This is a genomic window from Frankia sp. RB5 (assembly GCF_059816245.1).
On record NZ_JCBATA010000059.1, the window covers coordinates 1 to 17131 of the forward strand.

Annotated in this window: 19 protein-coding genes, 1 tRNA gene and 1 pseudogene; 14 read left to right on the top strand and 7 right to left on the bottom strand. The window is 73.5% G+C overall.

Annotated features, from left to right (window positions below; all coding sequences use genetic code 11):
• From AC6EXY_RS25340 to AC6EXY_RS25350, 3 genes and pseudogenes are all read left to right on the top strand, one after another.
• Positions 1-1096 (top strand): annotated as a pseudogene (locus AC6EXY_RS25340) (hypothetical protein); the annotation flags it as partial.
• Between the two features lie 243 nt (positions 1097-1339).
• The gene (locus tag AC6EXY_RS25345; RefSeq protein ID WP_101834190.1) at positions 1340-1786 is read left to right on the top strand and encodes an ATP-binding protein; all 447 of its coding nucleotides are present in this window, start codon (positions 1340-1342) and stop codon (positions 1784-1786) included.
• A gap of 124 nt (positions 1787-1910) precedes the next feature.
• Entirely contained in the window at positions 1911-3140 is a 1230-nt protein-coding gene (locus AC6EXY_RS25350; RefSeq protein WP_165818596.1) for a lysylphosphatidylglycerol synthase transmembrane domain-containing protein, read from the top strand.
• Between the two features lie 51 nt (positions 3141-3191).
• On the opposite strand, the gene AC6EXY_RS25355 is transcribed toward AC6EXY_RS25350, so the two are convergent.
• Together AC6EXY_RS25355 and AC6EXY_RS25360 are read right to left on the bottom strand one after the other, a co-directional pair.
• On the bottom strand, positions 3192-3767 hold the full coding sequence (locus tag AC6EXY_RS25355) for a histidine phosphatase family protein (RefSeq protein WP_101834192.1): 576 nt from the start codon (positions 3765-3767) through the stop codon (positions 3192-3194).
• Between the two features lie 26 nt (positions 3768-3793).
• Positions 3794-4192, bottom strand: coding sequence for a DUF3618 domain-containing protein (locus AC6EXY_RS25360; protein ID WP_101834208.1), 399 nt, complete (start codon positions 4190-4192; stop codon positions 3794-3796).
• A 354-nt stretch (positions 4193-4546) separates the two neighbouring features.
• On the opposite strand from AC6EXY_RS25360, the gene AC6EXY_RS25365 reads away from it, so the two are divergent.
• From AC6EXY_RS25365 to bcp, 5 genes are all read left to right on the top strand, one after another.
• On the top strand, positions 4547-5620 hold the full coding sequence (locus AC6EXY_RS25365; RefSeq protein ID WP_499818313.1) for a hypothetical protein: 1074 nt from the start codon (positions 4547-4549) through the stop codon (positions 5618-5620).
• 217 nt (positions 5621-5837) lie between these two features.
• Positions 5838-6632 carry an SCO family protein gene (locus tag AC6EXY_RS25370; protein WP_101834195.1) on the top strand — a complete coding sequence of 265 codons (795 nt, stop codon included), beginning with the start codon at positions 5838-5840 and terminating at the stop codon, positions 6630-6632.
• Positions 6629-7168, top strand: a complete 540-nt coding sequence (locus AC6EXY_RS25375; RefSeq protein WP_499818312.1) for a MauE/DoxX family redox-associated membrane protein — start codon at positions 6629-6631, stop codon at positions 7166-7168. The genes AC6EXY_RS25370 and AC6EXY_RS25375 overlap by 4 nt, the downstream gene beginning before the upstream one ends.
• The gene (locus AC6EXY_RS25380; RefSeq protein ID WP_243407962.1) at positions 7152-8063 is read left to right on the top strand and encodes a DsbA family protein; all 912 of its coding nucleotides are present in this window, start codon (positions 7152-7154) and stop codon (positions 8061-8063) included. Before AC6EXY_RS25375 ends, AC6EXY_RS25380 begins: the two co-directional genes overlap by 17 nt.
• A gap of 163 nt (positions 8064-8226) precedes the next feature.
• Positions 8227-8718, top strand: a complete 492-nt coding sequence (gene bcp, locus AC6EXY_RS25385) for a thioredoxin-dependent thiol peroxidase (RefSeq protein ID WP_499818311.1) — start codon at positions 8227-8229, stop codon at positions 8716-8718.
• Here the strand turns inward: bcp and AC6EXY_RS25390 are convergent, their stop codons facing one another.
• Positions 8719-9105, bottom strand: coding sequence for a hypothetical protein (locus AC6EXY_RS25390; RefSeq protein ID WP_243407963.1), 387 nt, complete (start codon positions 9103-9105; stop codon positions 8719-8721).
• Between the two features lie 314 nt (positions 9106-9419).
• Here AC6EXY_RS25390 and AC6EXY_RS25395 point away from each other — a divergent pair.
• A tRNA-Leu gene (locus AC6EXY_RS25395) sits at positions 9420-9500 on the top strand.
• Positions 9501-9797: 297 nt separating this feature from the next.
• On the opposite strand, the gene AC6EXY_RS25400 is transcribed toward AC6EXY_RS25395, so the two are convergent.
• The 3 genes from AC6EXY_RS25400 to AC6EXY_RS25410 form a co-directional block, all read right to left on the bottom strand.
• Positions 9798-10103 (bottom strand): hypothetical protein, encoded by a 306-nt coding sequence (locus AC6EXY_RS25400; protein ID WP_499818310.1) that lies wholly within the window; start codon positions 10101-10103, stop codon positions 9798-9800.
• 308 nt (positions 10104-10411) lie between these two features.
• Positions 10412-11872, bottom strand: coding sequence for an AAA family ATPase (locus AC6EXY_RS25405; protein ID WP_499818308.1), 1461 nt, complete (start codon positions 11870-11872; stop codon positions 10412-10414).
• 231 nt (positions 11873-12103) lie between these two features.
• Positions 12104-12550, bottom strand: coding sequence for a winged helix-turn-helix transcriptional regulator (locus AC6EXY_RS25410; RefSeq protein WP_207770513.1), 447 nt, complete (start codon positions 12548-12550; stop codon positions 12104-12106).
• A gap of 153 nt (positions 12551-12703) precedes the next feature.
• Here AC6EXY_RS25410 and AC6EXY_RS25415 point away from each other — a divergent pair, with 153 nt between their 5' ends.
• The 5 genes from AC6EXY_RS25415 (at position 12704) to AC6EXY_RS25435 (ending at position 16379) form a co-directional block, all read left to right on the top strand.
• Positions 12704-13819: an epoxyqueuosine reductase gene (locus tag AC6EXY_RS25415; RefSeq protein WP_499818307.1), complete on the top strand. Its 1116-nt coding sequence runs from the start codon at positions 12704-12706 to the stop codon at positions 13817-13819.
• Positions 13820-13895: 76 nt separating this feature from the next.
• The gene (locus AC6EXY_RS25420; protein WP_101832310.1) at positions 13896-14426 is read left to right on the top strand and encodes an NUDIX domain-containing protein; all 531 of its coding nucleotides are present in this window, start codon (positions 13896-13898) and stop codon (positions 14424-14426) included.
• 62 nt (positions 14427-14488) lie between these two features.
• The gene (locus tag AC6EXY_RS25425) at positions 14489-14809 is read left to right on the top strand and encodes a putative quinol monooxygenase (protein ID WP_101832311.1); all 321 of its coding nucleotides are present in this window, start codon (positions 14489-14491) and stop codon (positions 14807-14809) included.
• 118 nt (positions 14810-14927) lie between these two features.
• Positions 14928-15800, top strand: coding sequence for an NAD(P)-dependent oxidoreductase (locus tag AC6EXY_RS25430; RefSeq protein ID WP_101832312.1), 873 nt, complete (start codon positions 14928-14930; stop codon positions 15798-15800).
• Between the two features lie 150 nt (positions 15801-15950).
• Complete coding sequence (locus AC6EXY_RS25435; protein ID WP_499818306.1) at positions 15951-16379, top strand: DUF3307 domain-containing protein; 429 nt, start codon at positions 15951-15953, stop codon at positions 16377-16379.
• Between the two features lie 18 nt (positions 16380-16397).
• Here the strand turns inward: AC6EXY_RS25435 and AC6EXY_RS25440 are convergent, their stop codons facing one another.
• Positions 16398-16871, bottom strand: a complete 474-nt coding sequence (locus AC6EXY_RS25440; protein WP_499818305.1) for a hypothetical protein — start codon at positions 16869-16871, stop codon at positions 16398-16400.
• Between the last annotated feature and the right edge of the window lie 260 nt (positions 16872-17131).

A 17131-nucleotide genomic window follows, 5' to 3' on the forward strand; every position in this document is an offset into this window, starting at 1 on the left:
CACCTGCGCGCTCGGCCCGGGCACGGTCGCCCGGCGCGAGTACAACGCGCCGGAGGTCGCCGAGCGCCACCGGCATCGGTACGAGGTCAACAACGACTACCGCGACCGGCTCGCCGCCGCCGGCCTGACCCAGGCCCGTCCGTCCGCTGGTCAACCACGGGCCACGGGCGCATACCCGATCGCCGGGGAGTCCGGCCGGGAGCGTCCCGTCTCCGCGGGCGCCGGGTTGCCGGGACTCTCACCGCCCGGCATGCCACCGACGCGCCCCGCGGGCGCCGGGGATGTTCCCCCGCGTCCGACCGGCGCGCATCCCCGGATACCGGCCGCCGATCCGGCGGCGGCCGACGGCCGGCGCGGGCATGGCCAGCCCGATCCGGCCATGCCGGCGCCGTCGCTGGACCGCGGCGCGCCGCCCCGGTACCCGGACGGCACGGCGGTGCCCGCGTCCCGGCCGGTGCCGCCGATCTCCGGGCCGGTCGAGCTCGCGGCCCAGGCCGACCTGGCCGCGGTGCGCGCCGGCGAGGGCTGGCCAGGACAGCGGTATCCGGGCGACGCCGCGGCGCGGACCGGCGGCCCCGACGGCCGGGGGATGGGGCCGGGCGGCAGCAGTGCCGACGCCCCGTTCGCGGGCAACGGCGGCCCGCCCGGATGGCCGGGCCGAGGCGGGGCGGGCGACGGCGCCCGTGCCGCCGAGCGAGCTGGCCCGCCCGCCGGGGCGGCGCCGGTGGGAGGCCGGTCACCGTACTCGCCGTCCCAGGCGGAGCGAGCCGCCGCGGCGCCGGACGATCGACGCGGCGGGCACGACCCGCGGACCGGGGCGGCGCACCCCGGGCGTGGTCCGATCGGGACACATGGTTCCGGCGTCCCGAACGCGCCGCGCCGCGCCGCGGACCAGCGTCCGCCCGGCGGCCCGTCCCACGCTGAGCCGGCGCGCCGCCCGGCGCCGCATCCCGACGACCTCACCATGCCCGCGCAGCCCGCCAACAACGGCCTGTCGCCGGCCGCGGCCCGCATCGAGCAGGGACAGGTCGACGAGGTCACCCAGGCATGGCTGGCACGCCGGGGGTCCGTCCTGGACGGCATCGACGTCATCTGACGCACGATGGGCGGCGCGGGGACGCCAGGAGGTCCCCCCGCCCGCGGCGCGTCGCGGCGGCGGACGGCACCGGGCGCGGTATCCAGGGGCGGCACCGGGTCGCGGGGCCGAGCCGCGGCCACAGGCGTACAGGTTTGAGGCGCCGGGCGATGTGGCAGGTACGCGACGCCGGGCACCTCGCCCGGCGTGAGGACGACATCGGACTATCGAGGTCGTCCCGTTCGATCCCACGGAAGGTGAGGCGTGGCCGGAGCACTGACCGCGCGCTTCGACCTGCCCGCCGACCCCCGCGCCGCCGGCTGGGCCCGCCGCCTGGTCGCCGAACTGCTCGCCGCCTGGAACCGCGCCGAGACCATCGAGGTCGCGCAGCTTCTCGTCAGCGAGGTCGTGACGAACGCCGTGCGCTTCATCGGGGATCGCGGCGCCCTGTGCCTGACCGTCGCCCTGCGGATCGATCGGATCCGCATCACGGTCGACGACGGGAGCTCGCTGCGTCCGGCGCTGAGGCCGGCGGGCGAGGACGACGAGTCCGGGCGGGGCATGCATCTTGTCGCCGCGCTGGCCCTGCAGTGGGGTGTGGACGACGTCCAGGACGACCAGCGCCCGGGCAAACAGGTCTGGTTCGACCTGCCCCGCCAGCCCGACCCGCCGCGGCAGGAGGGCTCGTTGGAGGCGGCATGCGGCTCCTGACCGGCGCGGCGCCCGACCAGGCCGGTCGGCGTGCGGCCGCCCCGGGCCTTGTGACCAGCGATTTGACCGGAACGCAGGTCACGGACGGGCAGCGGACAGCTCGCGACCGCGCCCGCTTCAGGCGTTGTTCAGGCAACTCGCGTACCGTGACACGCGTCTCCTTCTCCATGAGCGTGACCACGGCTGCGGTCCAACGGGGGTTGTCATCGAGATCCTGGTCCTGCTCGACGCGGACAGTCCGCCCGCCCCGGCCATGACGGCCCAGGAGTCCCCGGCAGCACAGGTCCCGCGCTCGGCGGCCCTGCGGGCCGCCCCGGTCATCCCGGGTACCGCGGTCGCCGTCGTCGAGGCCGATCAGCATCACCATGTCTTCGCCGAGCCGCTGGCGGTCGCCGGCGGTCGGGGGCGATCCCGGCGGCGCTCCGCCCTGTTCGCCGTCGCCGTCGCGGCCCTGTTCGTCGTCCTGGTGGTGCGTTTTCGCGGGGACGCCGCCTCCCGCCTGTCCGGCGTGCCCGCGCCGCGCTGGCACTGGCTGGCCGCGTGCGCCGGGTGCACCGTGGTGTTCTACATCGCCAACGGGCTCTCGATGCGGGCGGCGAGCGGGCTGCGCCTGGAGTTGCGGACGGTGACGGGCGTCCAGGTGGCGGCCGCCGCGACGAACCGGATCGTGCCGGCCGGCCTCGGCGCGATCGCCATCCACCTGCGGTACCTGCAGAAACAGGGCATGACCCGGCCGGCGGCGCTGGCGGCGATCGCCTCGATCAAGGGCGCAGGGGCGGTGTCCCACCTGCTCGGCCTGGTGATCGTCGCGGGGACGCTCAGCGGCACCGGGATCGGGGCGGCCGTGATCAGCCCGGTGCGTTCCACCATCCACGACGTCGGCGCGGGGCCGTGCGTGATCGTCTGCGTGATCGTCGCGGCGGCGGTCACCGGCACCGTGGCGCATCCGCGGGTGCGGGCCGTGGCGCGGCCAGCGGTCCGGGTCTTCCGCGGCCACCTGTCGGTGCTCGCGCACTCGCCGGGCCGCGCGACGATGCTGCTGCTGTCCCAGGCGGCCACCCGGCTCACCCAGATCCTGGCACTCGCCTGCACCGTGTGGGCGTTCGGCGGCGATGTCACCTTCATGTCCGTGGCCACCGTCTACCTGGTCGGTTCCATGGTGGCGGGGGCCGCGCCGACCGCCGGCGGAGTCGGCGCGCTGGAGCCGGCGCTGGCCTTCGGGCTGGCGGCGGCGGGCGGTACGGCGGCGGTCATGCTCGCCGCGGTCCTCGTCTACCGGGTGATCACCTTCTGGCTGCCGGTCATCCCCGGCGTGGTCGCCCTCGCGGGTCTGCGCCGGTCCGGCAACCTCTGAGCCTTCGCCCAGCGAGCCCGCCGTCCCGGTGCCCGCCGCCGGCGGGCTCGCTCAGGCCGGCAGGTTGAGGGCCTCGACGACGGGCGTCTCATGCTCGTGGCCGAGGACCGACAGGCCGCCGGCCGCCAGCGTCAGACAGGCACCGGCGCGCGGCGGCAGGCCGAGCCAGCGGGCGATGAGCACCCGCAGCATATGGCCGTGCCCGACCAGCGCCACGTCGGCACCGGCCAGCCGGGGGCGCAGCCGGTCGAGTACCGCGTCGGCGCGCGCCGCGACCTGCTGCGCGGTCTCCCCACCGGGAACCGGGGCGTCCCAGACCGTCCAGCCCGGCACCGACTCACGGATCGTCGCGGTCGTGATCCCCTCGTATTCGCCGTAGTCCCACTCGGCCAGCTCGTCCCAGACGACCCGCTCCCCCACCGTCGGCACGACCAGTCCGGCGAGGTCGGCGGTGCGCCGGGCGCGCACGCGCGGGCTCGTCACCACCAGCGGGAACGACCACGACGCCAGCCGCGCCGCCTGCCCGGCCGCCTGCCGCTCGCCCTCCGGCGTCAGCGGCACGTCGGTGCGGCCGGTGTGCCGGCCGTCGCGGCTCCACGCCGTCTGCCCGTGGCGCAGCAGCACCATCCGTCCGCGCGGGACGTCCGCGCCCGTCAACGCCGCGCGGAGCGGCGCCGCCGGCGGCGTACCCCGCCGGCGAACAGCAGCAGGCCGCCGCCGACCAGCGCCACCCGGTCCCAGCGCACGACCCGCACCACCGCCGCGCCCCCGCCCGGCGCCACCCCAGCGGACCCGTACGCGCCGAGGGGCCCCTCGGCTCCGGCGAGCCCGTCCGCTACGGCTGGCAGGGCCGGGGCCCCGGAACCAGGACCGATGCCCAGCGCCGGGCCGTAGCGCGCGCGCAGCTCCGCGGTGCGCACGCGCAGCTGGTCCTGGGCGCGCTCCGCGATCCGGCGCGGGCTGACAATCTCCGCGATGGCGTCGATCGTGTCGGCCAGCTCGGCGCGGGTCTCCTCGATCTGCCGCTGAATCACGGCCGGGTCCTGCGGCACGGATCTCGCCCTCTCGTCCGGTGCGGATGGCGGCCACGCGGTACGCGACACGACGTCGACCACCTCGACGCCGCGCCGCGGACGCCCCACATCGGGTGCGGCCAGCCTGCTCCGATCGTGCCAGACCGACCACCCCCCGGCGAGGTGAAACGTCGCGCGGATCGCGCGGACATACCTCTCAGGGCCACCCGGATCACCGCCCCGCCCAGCTCACGCCGGCCCCCACCGCGGACGGCGACCAGCTCGGCGCGGCCGGAGCGGGCGGTCGGCGTGCCCGGATCGGGCCGGTCGGCACCACCGTGACGGGCCGGTCGCACCGACGGCGGCGGGACGGCGGACATTACGCTGAGGTCCGTGCATGCCAGCCGGTGGAACCCCGAGCGTCGGGCGGCCGTCGCGCGCGCGGCGCTGGCCGGCGTGGCGTTCGCGATCCCGGCCGTAGGGCTCGCGCTGCTGGCCCACGCACCGTTCGCCGGCCCGGCGCCCTCGGCGCGGGTGCTGGCCGCGGTCACGGCGGCGGCCCTGCTGCTCGCCGCCATCGGCGAGGTCGTCCACCTGTCGCTGACCACCCGTCGCTCGCCGGCCACGAGTCGCCACACGTCACACGCGACCCGCCGGACATCGCACCCGGTCCGCCGGCCGCCGCGCGCGGGTCACCACGCGTCGGCGCCCGCGCCGCGGCGGATCGGCGGTCCGCGGTCGTTCGGCGGGCTGCTGGCCGTGCAGGCCCTGCTGCACGGCGCCCTCGCTCTCAGCGCGAGCGGTGGGACCGGGCCGGCCGGGCTCGCGCGCGGCCGGCCGGGCGCGGGTCTGCTCGCCGACATCCTGCTCTGCCACGACCGCATCCCCGCGCCGGGCATGACGGGTGCCGCCGCGGCGGCCCTGCGCCGCGCGGATGCGCCGGCCGCCCTGTCCGCGCGTTTCGACCTGGGCCTGGCGCGGGTCGATCCGGCGCTGCTGGCCGCCGCTCGCCGGCTCGCCGCCCAGCGGGCCACCGGCTCCGTCGGCGGCCACGGCGCGGCGGCCCTGGCGGCCGGGGCCACGCCGGGACCCATCGCGGGGGCCGTGTCCAGGGATGCGACCGGACCGATGCCAGGGCACGCGCCGGCGTCGGCCGTGGCCCTGGCCGCCGCCATGCCGCTGGCCCACGCCGTGGCCGCAGCTCTCACCCTGTGGTGGGTCCGCCGGGGGGCACGGGTGCTCGACGCGGCCAGCCGGCTGCTGACCTGGCGGCCCCGTGGGGCACGGGTGCCGGGCATCATGCCGGTGCCGGCCGCCGGCGTCGTTCGTCCCCGACGGGCCGACCCGATCGCCCGCCCCCGGCTGGGCCTGCTGCGCCACGCCGTCGCCCGCCGCGGGCCGCCCGCCGGCGCGGCGGTTCCAGCGTCACGTCACCGGGCGCCCTCCAGGCCGCTCGTCGCGGCCTGACCCGTCCCGCCGGCCGATCGCCGGCGCGGCAGCCGGGATCGCCCGCGGCGGCCGAGCGGATCGGGCCCCGGCTCCCGAGGCTTGCGCGCCGAGCGTCTCCTTACCGTCGATCGCGTCCCCTGACCGGTCCGTCCCCGGACCGCAGCGGGTTCGGGCGACGTCCCCGAGGCGGTCGGCGATCTTCGCGCGCACCCGTCGCGCCTGCTCCTGGAGCGTCATGTCCCAGATCACAGGCTGCCGCCAGGCAGCCGCCACCCGGCTCCGCCGGACACCCGCCCGCCGCCCGTCGCCCACGTTCCGCCCGTCGCCCGCGGACCGACCCGATCACTCGCCCCGCCGCGCCGGACGCCGCCTCGGCCTGGTCGGTGTCCTCCTCGCCGTCACGTCCATGCTGGTCGGCGCATGCGCCGGGTCCGGCACCGACGACGGCGTCACCATCGTCGACGGCGGGAACACCGGCGACAACGGGCTGCACGGCGTCGTCCCGGCCGACCGCCAGGCCGAGCCCACCCTCAACACGCTGACCGATGTCAACGGTGCCCCGTTCGACCTGCGCGCCCGCACCAAGGGCAAGATCACCATGCTGTTCTTCGGGTACACGAACTGCCCGGACGTCTGCCCGACGACCATGGCCGACCTCGCGGCCGCGCTCAGCGAGGTCAAACCCGACGTCCGGCGGCAAATCGCGGTCGTGTTCGTGACGACCGATCCGGATCGGGATACCGGACCGGTTCTCACTCGTTGGCTTAGACAGTTCGACGCGAGCTTCATCGGAGTCCGTGGGTCGTTCGACCAGATCCAGGCCGACGCCGAGTCCCTCGGCGTTCCGCTGGAGAAGCCGGAGGTCCAGGCCGACGGCTCGATTCAGGTCGCCCACGGGTCCCAGGTGATCGTTTTCTCCCGCGACGATCGGGTCCGTGTGCTGTACCTGGCGGGCACGAGTGTCCAGAACTACATCGACGACCTGCCCACGCTGACCGCCGAGCGGTCCGGACCGGAACCACGGACATGAACACCCTTGCCTATCGCCTCAGCGCGCCGACACAGCCGGCCAGCCGTGCCGTCTCCACGGCGCTACGGCTCGTGCTCGGCGCCGTCTGGCTGGCCGCCGGGCTACTCAAGATCAATGATCCCGAGGGCATGGTGCGCTCGATACGCGCGTTCCGGATCCTCCCCGAGGCGCTGGTGCAGCCCGTCGCGTACGGCGTGCCGTTCCTGGAGATCGCGCTCGGCGTGCTGCTGGTCGCGGGCCTCGCCGTACGGGTGACGGCCCTGGTCTCAGCGCTGATGTTCGCCCTCTACATCGCGGCGATCGCCTCGGCGGCGGCCCGCGGCCTGCGCATCGACTGCGGCTGCTTCTCCTCCGGCGGCGACCTGTCCGCAGGCGCCTCCACCCACTACACCTCCGAGCTCATCCGCGACAGCCTGCTGCTGGCCGTCGCGGCGGTGCTCGCCTGGCGGCCCGTCGGCTACCTCGCCGTGGACCGCCTCCTCGACAGACCGGTCGACGACCGTTTCGGGAGTGACGACGATGACCTCGAAGACTAGGTCCGGCGGCAGGAACGGCGGCCCCACCCGGGGCTCGGCGGGCCAGGCGCGGGCCGGCGCGGACCAGCCCGACACCGACGGATCGGACGTCCTGCGCAAGCCTGACGCGAGCGGCTCAGGCGGCGGATCCGGGTCGAAGGGCGGCTCCGGCTCCGGTGGCGGGCGGCCGGTCGACAAGCGGCGCAGCAGCGCCGACGAGCGGCGGGCGAAGGCGGCGGCGGCGCGGGCGGCCGAGGCGGCGCGGGAGCGGCGGCGGCGCAACTGGATCGTCGCCGGCGTGGTGGTCCTGGCGCTGCTCGTCGCCGGTGGCATCGGGTTCGCCGTGCAGAACTCGCGGGAGGAGTCCAAGCCCGTCGTCCTGCCGGCCGGGTCGACCGGGACCGACCACGGCATCGTCGTGGGCAAGGCCTCGGCCCCCGTCACCGTCGACATGTACGAGGACTTCCAGTGCCCCGCCTGCGAGGCCCTGGAGAAGCAGACCGGCTCGACCTTCCGCGGCCTGCTCGACGAGGGAAAGATCAAGATTGACTATCACATGATGTCGTTCCTGGGCCCCGAGTCGAAGCGGGCGGCGAACGCCTCGGCCGCGGCCGCGAACGAGGGGAAGTTCCGCCAGCTGCATGACGTCCTGTACGCCAACCAGCCCAAGGAGCACACCGGCGGATTCACCAACGCCACGCTCATCGAGCTCGGCGCCAAGGCCGGCCTGACCTCCCAGGCCTACAAGGACGCGGTGAACAACGGCACGTACGACGGCTACGTCGCCAAGGTCGACAGCGACGCGGGCAAGGCCGGCGTCACCGGCACCCCGACCGTGCTCATCAACGGCAGACAGCTCACCGGCGACCAGCTCACCCCAGACGGCTTCCGCGCCGCCGTCTCCGCCGCGAGCTGAGCCCGCCACACGCTGAGCCCGCCACACGCTGAATCCGCCACACCACAGCTCGAATCCGCCACACCACACCTCGCGGGACGGCGGCCGGGTCTCGACCCGGCGGCGCCGTCCCGCGGGGAGGCGGTTTGCCGGGGCGCGCGCGGCCCGGCTAGCTTGTCGGGCCATGACTGAGACCGCCAGCGCCGCCCGTCTCGCCCCCGGCGACCCCGCCCCCGACTTCACCCTGCCCGACGCCGACGGCAAGGAGGTCGCGCTGTCGTCGTACCGGGGCCGGCGCGTCGTCGTCTACTTCTACCCGGCCGCGTCCACCCCCGGCTGCACGAAGCAGGCCTGCGACTTCCGCGACAACCTGGCCCTGCTCGGCGACGCCGGCATCGACGTGCTCGGGATCTCCCCGGACAAGCCGGCGAAGCTCGCGAAGTTCCGCGACAACCAGGCCCTGACGTTCCCGCTGCTGTCCGACCCGGATCGCGCGGTGCTCCAGGCCTACGGCGCCTTCGGCGAGAAGACGATGTACGGCAAGAAGACCGTCGGGGTCATCCGCTCGACGTTCGTGATCGGCGCCGACGGGGCGATCGAGGTCGCGCAGTACAACGTCCGCGCGACGGGCCACGTCGCCAAGCTGCTGCGCGACCTCGACCTCGCCACCGCCTGACTAGCTCGCCGGGCGCAGGTCCCAGCGCAGGAGCACGTTGTCCGGACGGCCCGGATCGACGAGGACGGGGATGCGCCGGGGCCGGCCCGAGGAGGCGACGGCGGCCTCGGCGAGGTCGACGTCCGGCTCCGGCGCGACCGCGCTGCGGGTCACCGGGTACGGCTCCGCCCCCGGCCGGTCGACGAGCAGCCGCACCTCGGCGACGGCCCGCCCGTTGACCCGGGCACCGGTGTCGCGCAGCGTGTCGACGGTCGCGGTGGTCGCCTGACCGCTGTGGATGAGCGTGAGCGCCGCGTTGCGCTCCAGCAGCGCGCGCTCCGCGGTGCTCTCCGCGTCGCCGCCCGTGTCCGTGGCCGTGGGGGTGTCGGGGACCTCCATGGTCGTCATCTGCGTCGTCTCCCAGTCGTCCTCGCGCGAACCGGCGCACGGCCCACCCTGCCGCCCGGCGCCCCGCCGTGCGGGTCGGCCAGGCGACAGCAGCGCCGTCCCACCTGTCGGCTGGGCGACTGTGGGGCGGCTCTGTGGCCGACGGCACGAACCCTGCTGACGTGCGGTTACGTGTCCAGCGAACCGCCTCACAAACCTCGCCGGCGCAGTCAGAACGCATCCGGACCACCCTGGCCGCGCAGCGTGACACCCGATCGACGCTTCGGAGAACCAGCCCGTCAGTGAACCCTCGACGCTCGCTACTCTGGAGCCACGCGGGAGTGGCGGAATGGCAGACGCAGCAGGTTTAGGTCCTGCCGCCCTAGGGCGTGGGGGTTCAAATCCCCCCTCCCGCACTCAGGCTGTCCAGCAGGTGTCGACGGGGCCGCCGGCGTCGACCACCGCCACCCGCCGGCCACGGCAACAGCGGCACCATCACCCTGCGCGTCTACGCCCACCGCCCCAGCGAAGCCGACCGCCGCGCCGTCGCCAGACCTCGACAGGCCGTGCGTGAGCATCTACCGGCGTCCATCATTGCAGGTGACGGGCTCGGCGACGTCCACCGACATCCGTCCTACAACTGCCGTACGGCACTTCCTGCGCCAGGGGTTACAGGACGTCACAGGGGTGGCGTTGTGGCCAGGCGCACTCTGTCAGGACAGGACCCGTTGGACGGCCTCGAGGCTGGCTCCACCGTCGGAGTTGAACGCGATCTTGGCGGTCGGCACGGCGGCGTGCACGAGGTTGACCACGGCCTCGAAGAACTCCAGCAGTGGCTCGGGCTTGCGGATACCTCCGCCAATGACGACGGCATCCCAGGCCTGGCTGACCAACGCTTTCCTGATCTGGTCCAGCGCTGACTCGTCGAGTGGAACCAGAAGTTGCTCGGCGAGGTAACCAGCCTCCTGGACCCGCCCGAGGCCGTACGCGAGACCGCGTTCAATCGCTTGGACATCCACACCCGGCAGCGCATGTGGGTCAAGACCGACGATCAGGACATGAGTCGTAGGCACCTCAGTATGATAATGGGCTCTGCGGCCTGCGGGTCAGCGGTGCTGCGACACCCACCGGAACTCAAGCCCGCTACGCAAGGCCGAGCCACGGCCGAGCCATTGTAAGGGCCGTAGAGCGGCCACAGTTCGGCCGACGGACGTCGCGCTACTCGCGGGTCGTCAACTTTTCGAGGAGGATTGTGCCATTGCAGCCATGGACGCTCCGGGAGACCCCGTGGCCTGTGGCGCTGATGGCCTGATCCTCTCGCCGCCGGTCAGCCCGCGTACAGCTGGTCGAGGCCAATGAGTCGGACATCCCTCGGACCCTCGGATTCCAGGTCCGGGTGGAATCCCGCACCCGAGTAACAGGTGATGACCGTGTCACGGGTGTCAAAGCCCTTGGCTGTCAGCAGGTCGCGGGCGCGGCGCAGGCGCTCGGTGTGACGCCGGTCCATAACTCGGTCCCACTTCGTTTCCCCGAGGGAGAGGATCCTGCGCGGTTGTCCGTGTTCTGCCGGCGCAAGCACGGCGACATCGATCTGGATCTGAGTCTTCTTGGCGGGGTCGGCCACTACTCCCGCTCCGACCTCGGCTGGCAGGCCGCCAAACACCACCGGGTCGGCCATGATCGCATAGTCCCGGCAGACGGTCTCGAAATGCGGGCCAACGATCTGGGAAAGGAATCGCGGCTGCGCGCTGGGCCAGATCGTCGCCGCGTCGCCGCGCTCCAGCCTTGTCCAGTCCCGACTCATCACCGCGTGATAAAAGCTGATCAGCGGCTCGGCTATCCTGTAGACCGCCCTCCCTGGCCTGAACAGGTCGGGCTCCCTGACCAGCAGCCGGGAGTCCTCCAGAACCCGCAGCGGGTGGGCTATCTCGTTGGCCTTCCTGCCGACATAGCTGGCGATGCCCCCACTGGTCGAGTTCCCCCCGGCGACGGCGGACAGCACGGAGTGATACAGCGATGAGTCGCGGATGTCGGTCTCCTCCGTGAGAAGATAGCGGGCTTCTCGGAACAGAGGGGTCTGCGGGTTCAGCACGGTCCTGATCATCCAGGCGTCGAAGTCGCCCAAGCCCGACGGGGCGTCGTCGCGGACGAATTCGCGACGGTAGGCGGGTGTTCCGCCGACCACGGAGTGCACGAGTACCGCGAGTGCCGGATCCGTGATGCCCCAGAACCGCGCGGCGTCCCGGTAGCCGAAGGGATGGACCAGCAGTTCGAGACCCGCGCGTCCGCGCAGCGGCGCCTGTCCGGACAGCAGTCCTCCCATGACGGACATCGCTGAGCCGCACAGCAGCAGGCGCGCGCTGCTGGCACCGCCGCTGCCGCCTGGCCCGAGCTCACGTTGGATGATCGACGGCAGCTCCGGCGACGCCTTGACCAGAAACGGGAACTCGTCGATCACGACTGGTACGGGGCGGCCGCTCGCGGCACGCAGAAGGAACGGGACGGCGTCCAGCCAGTCCCGGAAAGGTGGGACCGGGGCGCCGGTGAATCTGACGAGTTCATCGGCGAACAGCCGCAGCGAGACCGCCTCGGTCAGTTCCAGGGCGGGGAAGTAGATCCCGCCGGCGGCAGTGGCCAGCGCCTGGAGTAGATAGCTCTTGCCCTGCCGGCGCCGCCCGCTCACCACGCCGAGAGTCGCTCCCGGGCGAGCATCGGCCACGAAGGACGTCAGGCCTCGCCACTCGGCATGCCGATCGAACAGGTGAGTGGGCTTCGCAGGCACAGCCATCGTCCGACCCTTCAGATCGAAGTACGGTTGACCGAACTGTACTTGACCGAATCATGGTTCGTCGAAGTACGTTTCACAAATGGTGCAGCCCAGTCCGTCCAGGGCTCTGTGATCCGAGTGACCCTGCCGCCAGACGGACATTCGATGAACCGTGGTTGACCACCGTCCTCCGCAGCGCAACCGACCGAGCACCCGGCTCGTCCGACGGGGCCGGCGGACGAGGTCAAACGCTCAGTGGACCTGACCGAGCCGGACCAGGCGGGCGGAGCCGGGCGCCACGGGGGCGTGGCAGTGGCCGCAGGTCAGTTCCGGGCGCAGCTCGGCGCCACAGTCATGCTCGAACACCGTCGGCGGCGGGCCCGCGGTGACATACCGGTCCCCCCAGGCCATCAGCGCCAGCAGGATCGGCTGCAGCGCGCGGCCGGCGTCGGTCGCGACGTACTCGTAGCGCGGCGGATGCTCCTGGTAGAGCTCCTTCGCCAGCACACCGTGCTCGACGAGGGTGCGCAGCCGGGCGGCGAGGATGTCCCGGCTCGCCCCGGTGTTGCGGGCGATCTGGTCGAAGCGCCGCTCGCCGAGCATCACCTCGCGCAGCGCGAGCAGGCTCCACCGCTCCCCGACCACGCCCAGCGCTCCCGCGAGCGAGCACTCCCGCCCGCCACCCACCATGCCGATCATCCTTCCGCTCCCCGCCCCACCAGCTCCCGGCCCCCACCAGTGCCCGGCCCCACCAGCGCGGGTCAGTCCGGATATCCAACCTAACCGGTTGACCCAGCCGCCAGGCCACCTCGATAGTCAGTTGGAAATTACAACTGACATCTGGGAGGCACCGTGGACGAACGACCCGACCCGTCCTCGACCCTGCCGGCGCGGCTGCGCGACCATCCGTCCGTCCGGGCCGTACGGGCCAGGCAGGCCGCCGCGCGGGCGGACCAGGGCGGCCAGCCGCCGTCACCGCGGGTGATCGACGCCGAGTGGCTGCGGGAGATCGCGCTGCGGGCGGGTGCCGACGACGTGGCCGCGGTCCCGCTGGACCGCCCGGAGCTCGCCGCCGAGCGGCCGCACGTCGAGCGGGCGCTGCCCGGCACCCGCAGCCTCGTCTCCCTCGTCGTCCGGATGGCCCGGGACAACGTCCGGTCTCCCGAGCGCAGCATCGCCAACCAGGAGTTCCACCGCAGCGGCGAGATCATCAACGAGGCCGCCCGCCGGATCGTCCAGGCCCTGGCGGACGCGGGGTACCGGGCGGTGAACCCGTCCGCGACCTTCCCGATGGAGATGGACCGCTACCCGGGGCGGATCTGGGTCGTCGCGCACAAGACGGTCGCCGTCGCCGCGGGGCTCGGCGCCATCGGCATCCACCGCAACGTCATCCATCCCCGCTTCGGCAACTTCGTCCTGCTCACCACCCTGCTGGTCGACGCGGAGGTGAGCGCCTACGGCTCGCCCATCAACTACAACCCCTGCCTGGAGTGCAAGCTCTGCGTGGCCGCGTGCCCGGTCGGGGCGATCGGCAAGGACGGCTCGTTCGACTTCCACACCTGCTTCACCCACAACTACCGGGAGTTCATGGGCGGCTTCACCGACTGGGCGGAGACGGTCGCGGACAGTACGGACGGCGCGGACTTCCGGACCCGGGTGAGTGACACCGAGAACGCCTCGATGTGGCAGAGCCTGTCGTTCCGCGCGAACTACAAGGCCGCGTACTGCATGGCGGTGTGCCCGGCCGGCGAGGACGTCCTCGAGCCGTACCTGGCGGACCGCCGCGATTTCATGGCCCAGGTGCTGCGGCCGCTGCAGGACAAGGTGGAGACGCTGTACGTGACCGCCGATTCGCCGGCGGCGGAGTACGCGCGCCGGCGCTTCCCGCACAAGGAGATCCGCCAGGTCGGCGACGCCGGCCGCTCCCGGCGACGCGAACCCGGTCACTCGCCGGATTCCGGGCACTGAGCCGCCCGCCGCCGCCGAACCTGCGATAAAAGGGAGGCCGGACGAATCCGGCACCGCGCGCATCGAAGGAGCCGCCTTGACGGACGCGGGTGAGGATCGGCGACCGGTGCGGGAGCGCCGCGGGGGCGCGACCCGGCTGACGTTCCTCGGGCCGGCTCCGGACCCGCCGTTCGAGCGGGTGACGAGCGCCGCGGTGGTGGCCCTCACCGGCGACGGCCGGCTCGTCGTGGCCGAGCTGGACCGCGGGCTGGACATCCCCGGCGGCCACGTCCAGCGCGGGGAGACGAGCATCGACCAGACCGTACGGCGCGAGACGTGGGAGGAGGTCCGGGCCCGGCTCGGCGCCCTGCTGCCCGTCGAGGTCGTCGAGTCGGACTACTTCGGCGCCGACGACCTCAGCTACATGGTGATCCGGGCCGCGCGGGTCACCGAGCTCGCGCTGTGGGAGCCCACCCACGAGTCGGCCGGGCGGCGTCTCGTCACGCCGGAGGAGTTCCTGGCCGGCTATCGCGGCCGTCCGGCGTTCATGCGCCATCTGGTGACCCGTGCCCTCGCGATCCTTGCCGCCGACCGTTACCCTGATGGCGATGAGTGTCACAATCGGTAGCCATCCGAGCGAGGAGATGTGCGTATCCCCCGCCCGGCGAGGCATCCGACGGAGGTGTGCGCATGTTCGGTCTGATGGTGCGGTTCGAGGTTCGCCCCGACACCGCGGACGCGTTCGATGCCCTGGTCGCCAGGACCATCCCCCTCGTCGCCGAGCATGAGCCCGGCACGATCGTCTATGCCGCCCACCGCATCGACGGCGAGCCGAACGCACGGCTGTTCTACGAGCTCTACCGCGACCGCGCCGCCTTCGACGAGCACGCCGACCAGCCGCACATCCACCGCTTCGTGGCGGGTTGGCGGGACCTGCTCGCCGGTCCGCCACGGATGAAGTTCCTCGCCCTCAGCGATGCCAGCGGCGTGCCCGTGCCGGCGGACGTCTGACCGGCGGGCGTCTGACCGGCGGACGCCCGGGGGTCCCGACCGCGCCGACGACACGGGTGCGACAGGATTGTGCCTGTCCGGACGCGCGCCCGCGGACCGGCGGTCAGGAGCGTGCGGCATGAGGGTCGGATTCATCGGTCTGGGTGGGATGGGGGCCGCGATGGCCCGAAATCTGCTCGACGCGGGACACACCGTGCTGGTCTGGAACCGCTCCTCCGAGCCCGTCCGACGGCTCGCCGACGCCGGGGCCATCGCGGCGGGCATCGACGAGGCGTTCGCGACCGGCACCGTGCTGAGCATGCTGTCCGACGACGCGGCCGTCGCCGAGCGGCTGCTCGACCCGGCCGTGCTCGACGCCGCGCCGGCCGGCGCGCTGCACGTGAACATGGCGACGGTCAGCACCGCGCTCGCGCAGCGGGCCGCCCGCGAGCACGCCGAACGCGGCCTGCGCTACCTCGCCGCGCCCGTCTTCGGCCGCACCGACGCGGCCGCCGCAGGCAACCTCACCGTCGTGGCCGGCGGTGACCCCGCGGCGATCGCCGAGGTGGCGCCCCTGTTCGACGTCCTCGGCCGGCGCACCTGGCCGGTCGGGGAGGAGCCGGCGCAGGCGAACCTGGTGAAGATCTTCGGCAACTACCTCATCGCATGTTCCATCGAGGCGATGGCCGAGGCGACGGCGGTGATCGAGGCCGGCGGGCTCGACCCGAGCGCGTTCATCGACGTGCTGACCGACACCCTGTTCACCGGTCCCGTCTTCGCCGGGTACGGCGGCATGATCGGAAAGCGGCGGTACGAGCCGGTGAACTTCCGGCTGCCCCTCGGCTTCAAGGACGTCCAGCTCGCCCTCACCTCCGGACAGGAGCGCAACGTCCCGCTGCCGTTCGGCGGGGTGCTGCGGGACGCCTTCCTCGACGCGCTGGCGCACGGCCAGCAGGAGCAGGACTGGGCGGCGGTCGCCGAGACCGCCCGCCGCCGCGCCGGCCTGGCCTGACGCGAGCCCGCCCGCGGCTGTCGCGCGCTGGCCGCCGGCATTGGCGGGCGGGCAAGCGGAAAGCCGTCGCAGGATGCGGTGCCATGCCGCGCGCCGCCGCACAGTGGATCACATGAGCACGCGACTGCCCCGGCGTCCGGTATCGGCGTCATGACCAGGGCCGTGACCTTCGCCGTCCTGATCGTGACCGTCCTGGTGGCGCACCGGCTCGCCGACCATGTGCTCGGGCAGACCGACGCGCAGGCCCGGCTGAAGACCGAGCCGGGCTGGCTCGGATGGGCGGCGCTGGCGCGCCATCTGGCCGCCTACCACGCGGTCGTGATCGTCATGGCCGCCAGCACGCTGGCCGCGCTGCACCTGACGCTGTCGCCGGTGGGTGTCGCGGTCGGGTTGCTGGTGTCCGCGGGCAGCCACGCGCTGTGGGACCGGCGGCGGGCGGTGCGCTGGCTGCTGGTGCGCACCGGGGGCGGGGAGTTCGCCGAGCTCGCCGAGCATGGCCTGAACGGCATGTACCTCGCCGACCAGTCCCTGCACGGCGCGTCCCTGTGGCTCGCGGTGCTGCTGGCGGTGCTGCTGTGAGCGGTGTGCCGCTCGCTCCTAGTCGGCGGCACCGCCCGGTGACCAGCTCGACTGGCGGGAGCGCGGGCCGCCGACGGCGACGCTCCAGGAGACGTTGTCCGCCGCGCCGGGCAGGTACCAGGGCTCGTCCTCGGCGCTGTCCCCGTCGGACTCGTCGGGCCCGGCGTAGTCCCAGCACGACGACCACTCGTCCGCGGCGGGTTCGGCGGCGAGATCGCCCGGCCACTCCGGCCCGATCCGGGGGGCGTCGGCCAGCCCGTCGGGCGGGGTGTGCGCGGACGCGCCGGGCGCCGCGGCGTCGGCGGGTGCGGTGACCGAGGCGACCATGCGCGGGATCACGAGCCAGGCAGTGATGTTAACCCCCACGACGAAGAGGCTGATGATGGCCAGGATCAGGTAGCCGTTACCGGGTGCCGACGCGACCGCCCCGACGGCGCCTCCCGCGGCCAGGACTCCAAGGCCCGGGACGGCGGCGGCGGACAGTCGTGCCATAGGCATCTTCCTATCGCCATCGCCGCGCCGCCGACCTCGATCGACGCCAACCCGACAAGCGGGGAGGGTGGTTTGTGGACGCTCATGGCGCTTACTCCGCCCATCCCACGCGGCGCCGGCCCCGATCACCCACCGCCTCGTACCACCCGCGTTTGATGACCGACGGGCCGCCGTCGCGACGACGACTTCCGCATCAGGTCATCGTAAGGCCACAGGACGACACCAGGGAACCGCTTGCGGCGGCCGAGCCTGTGCGGATC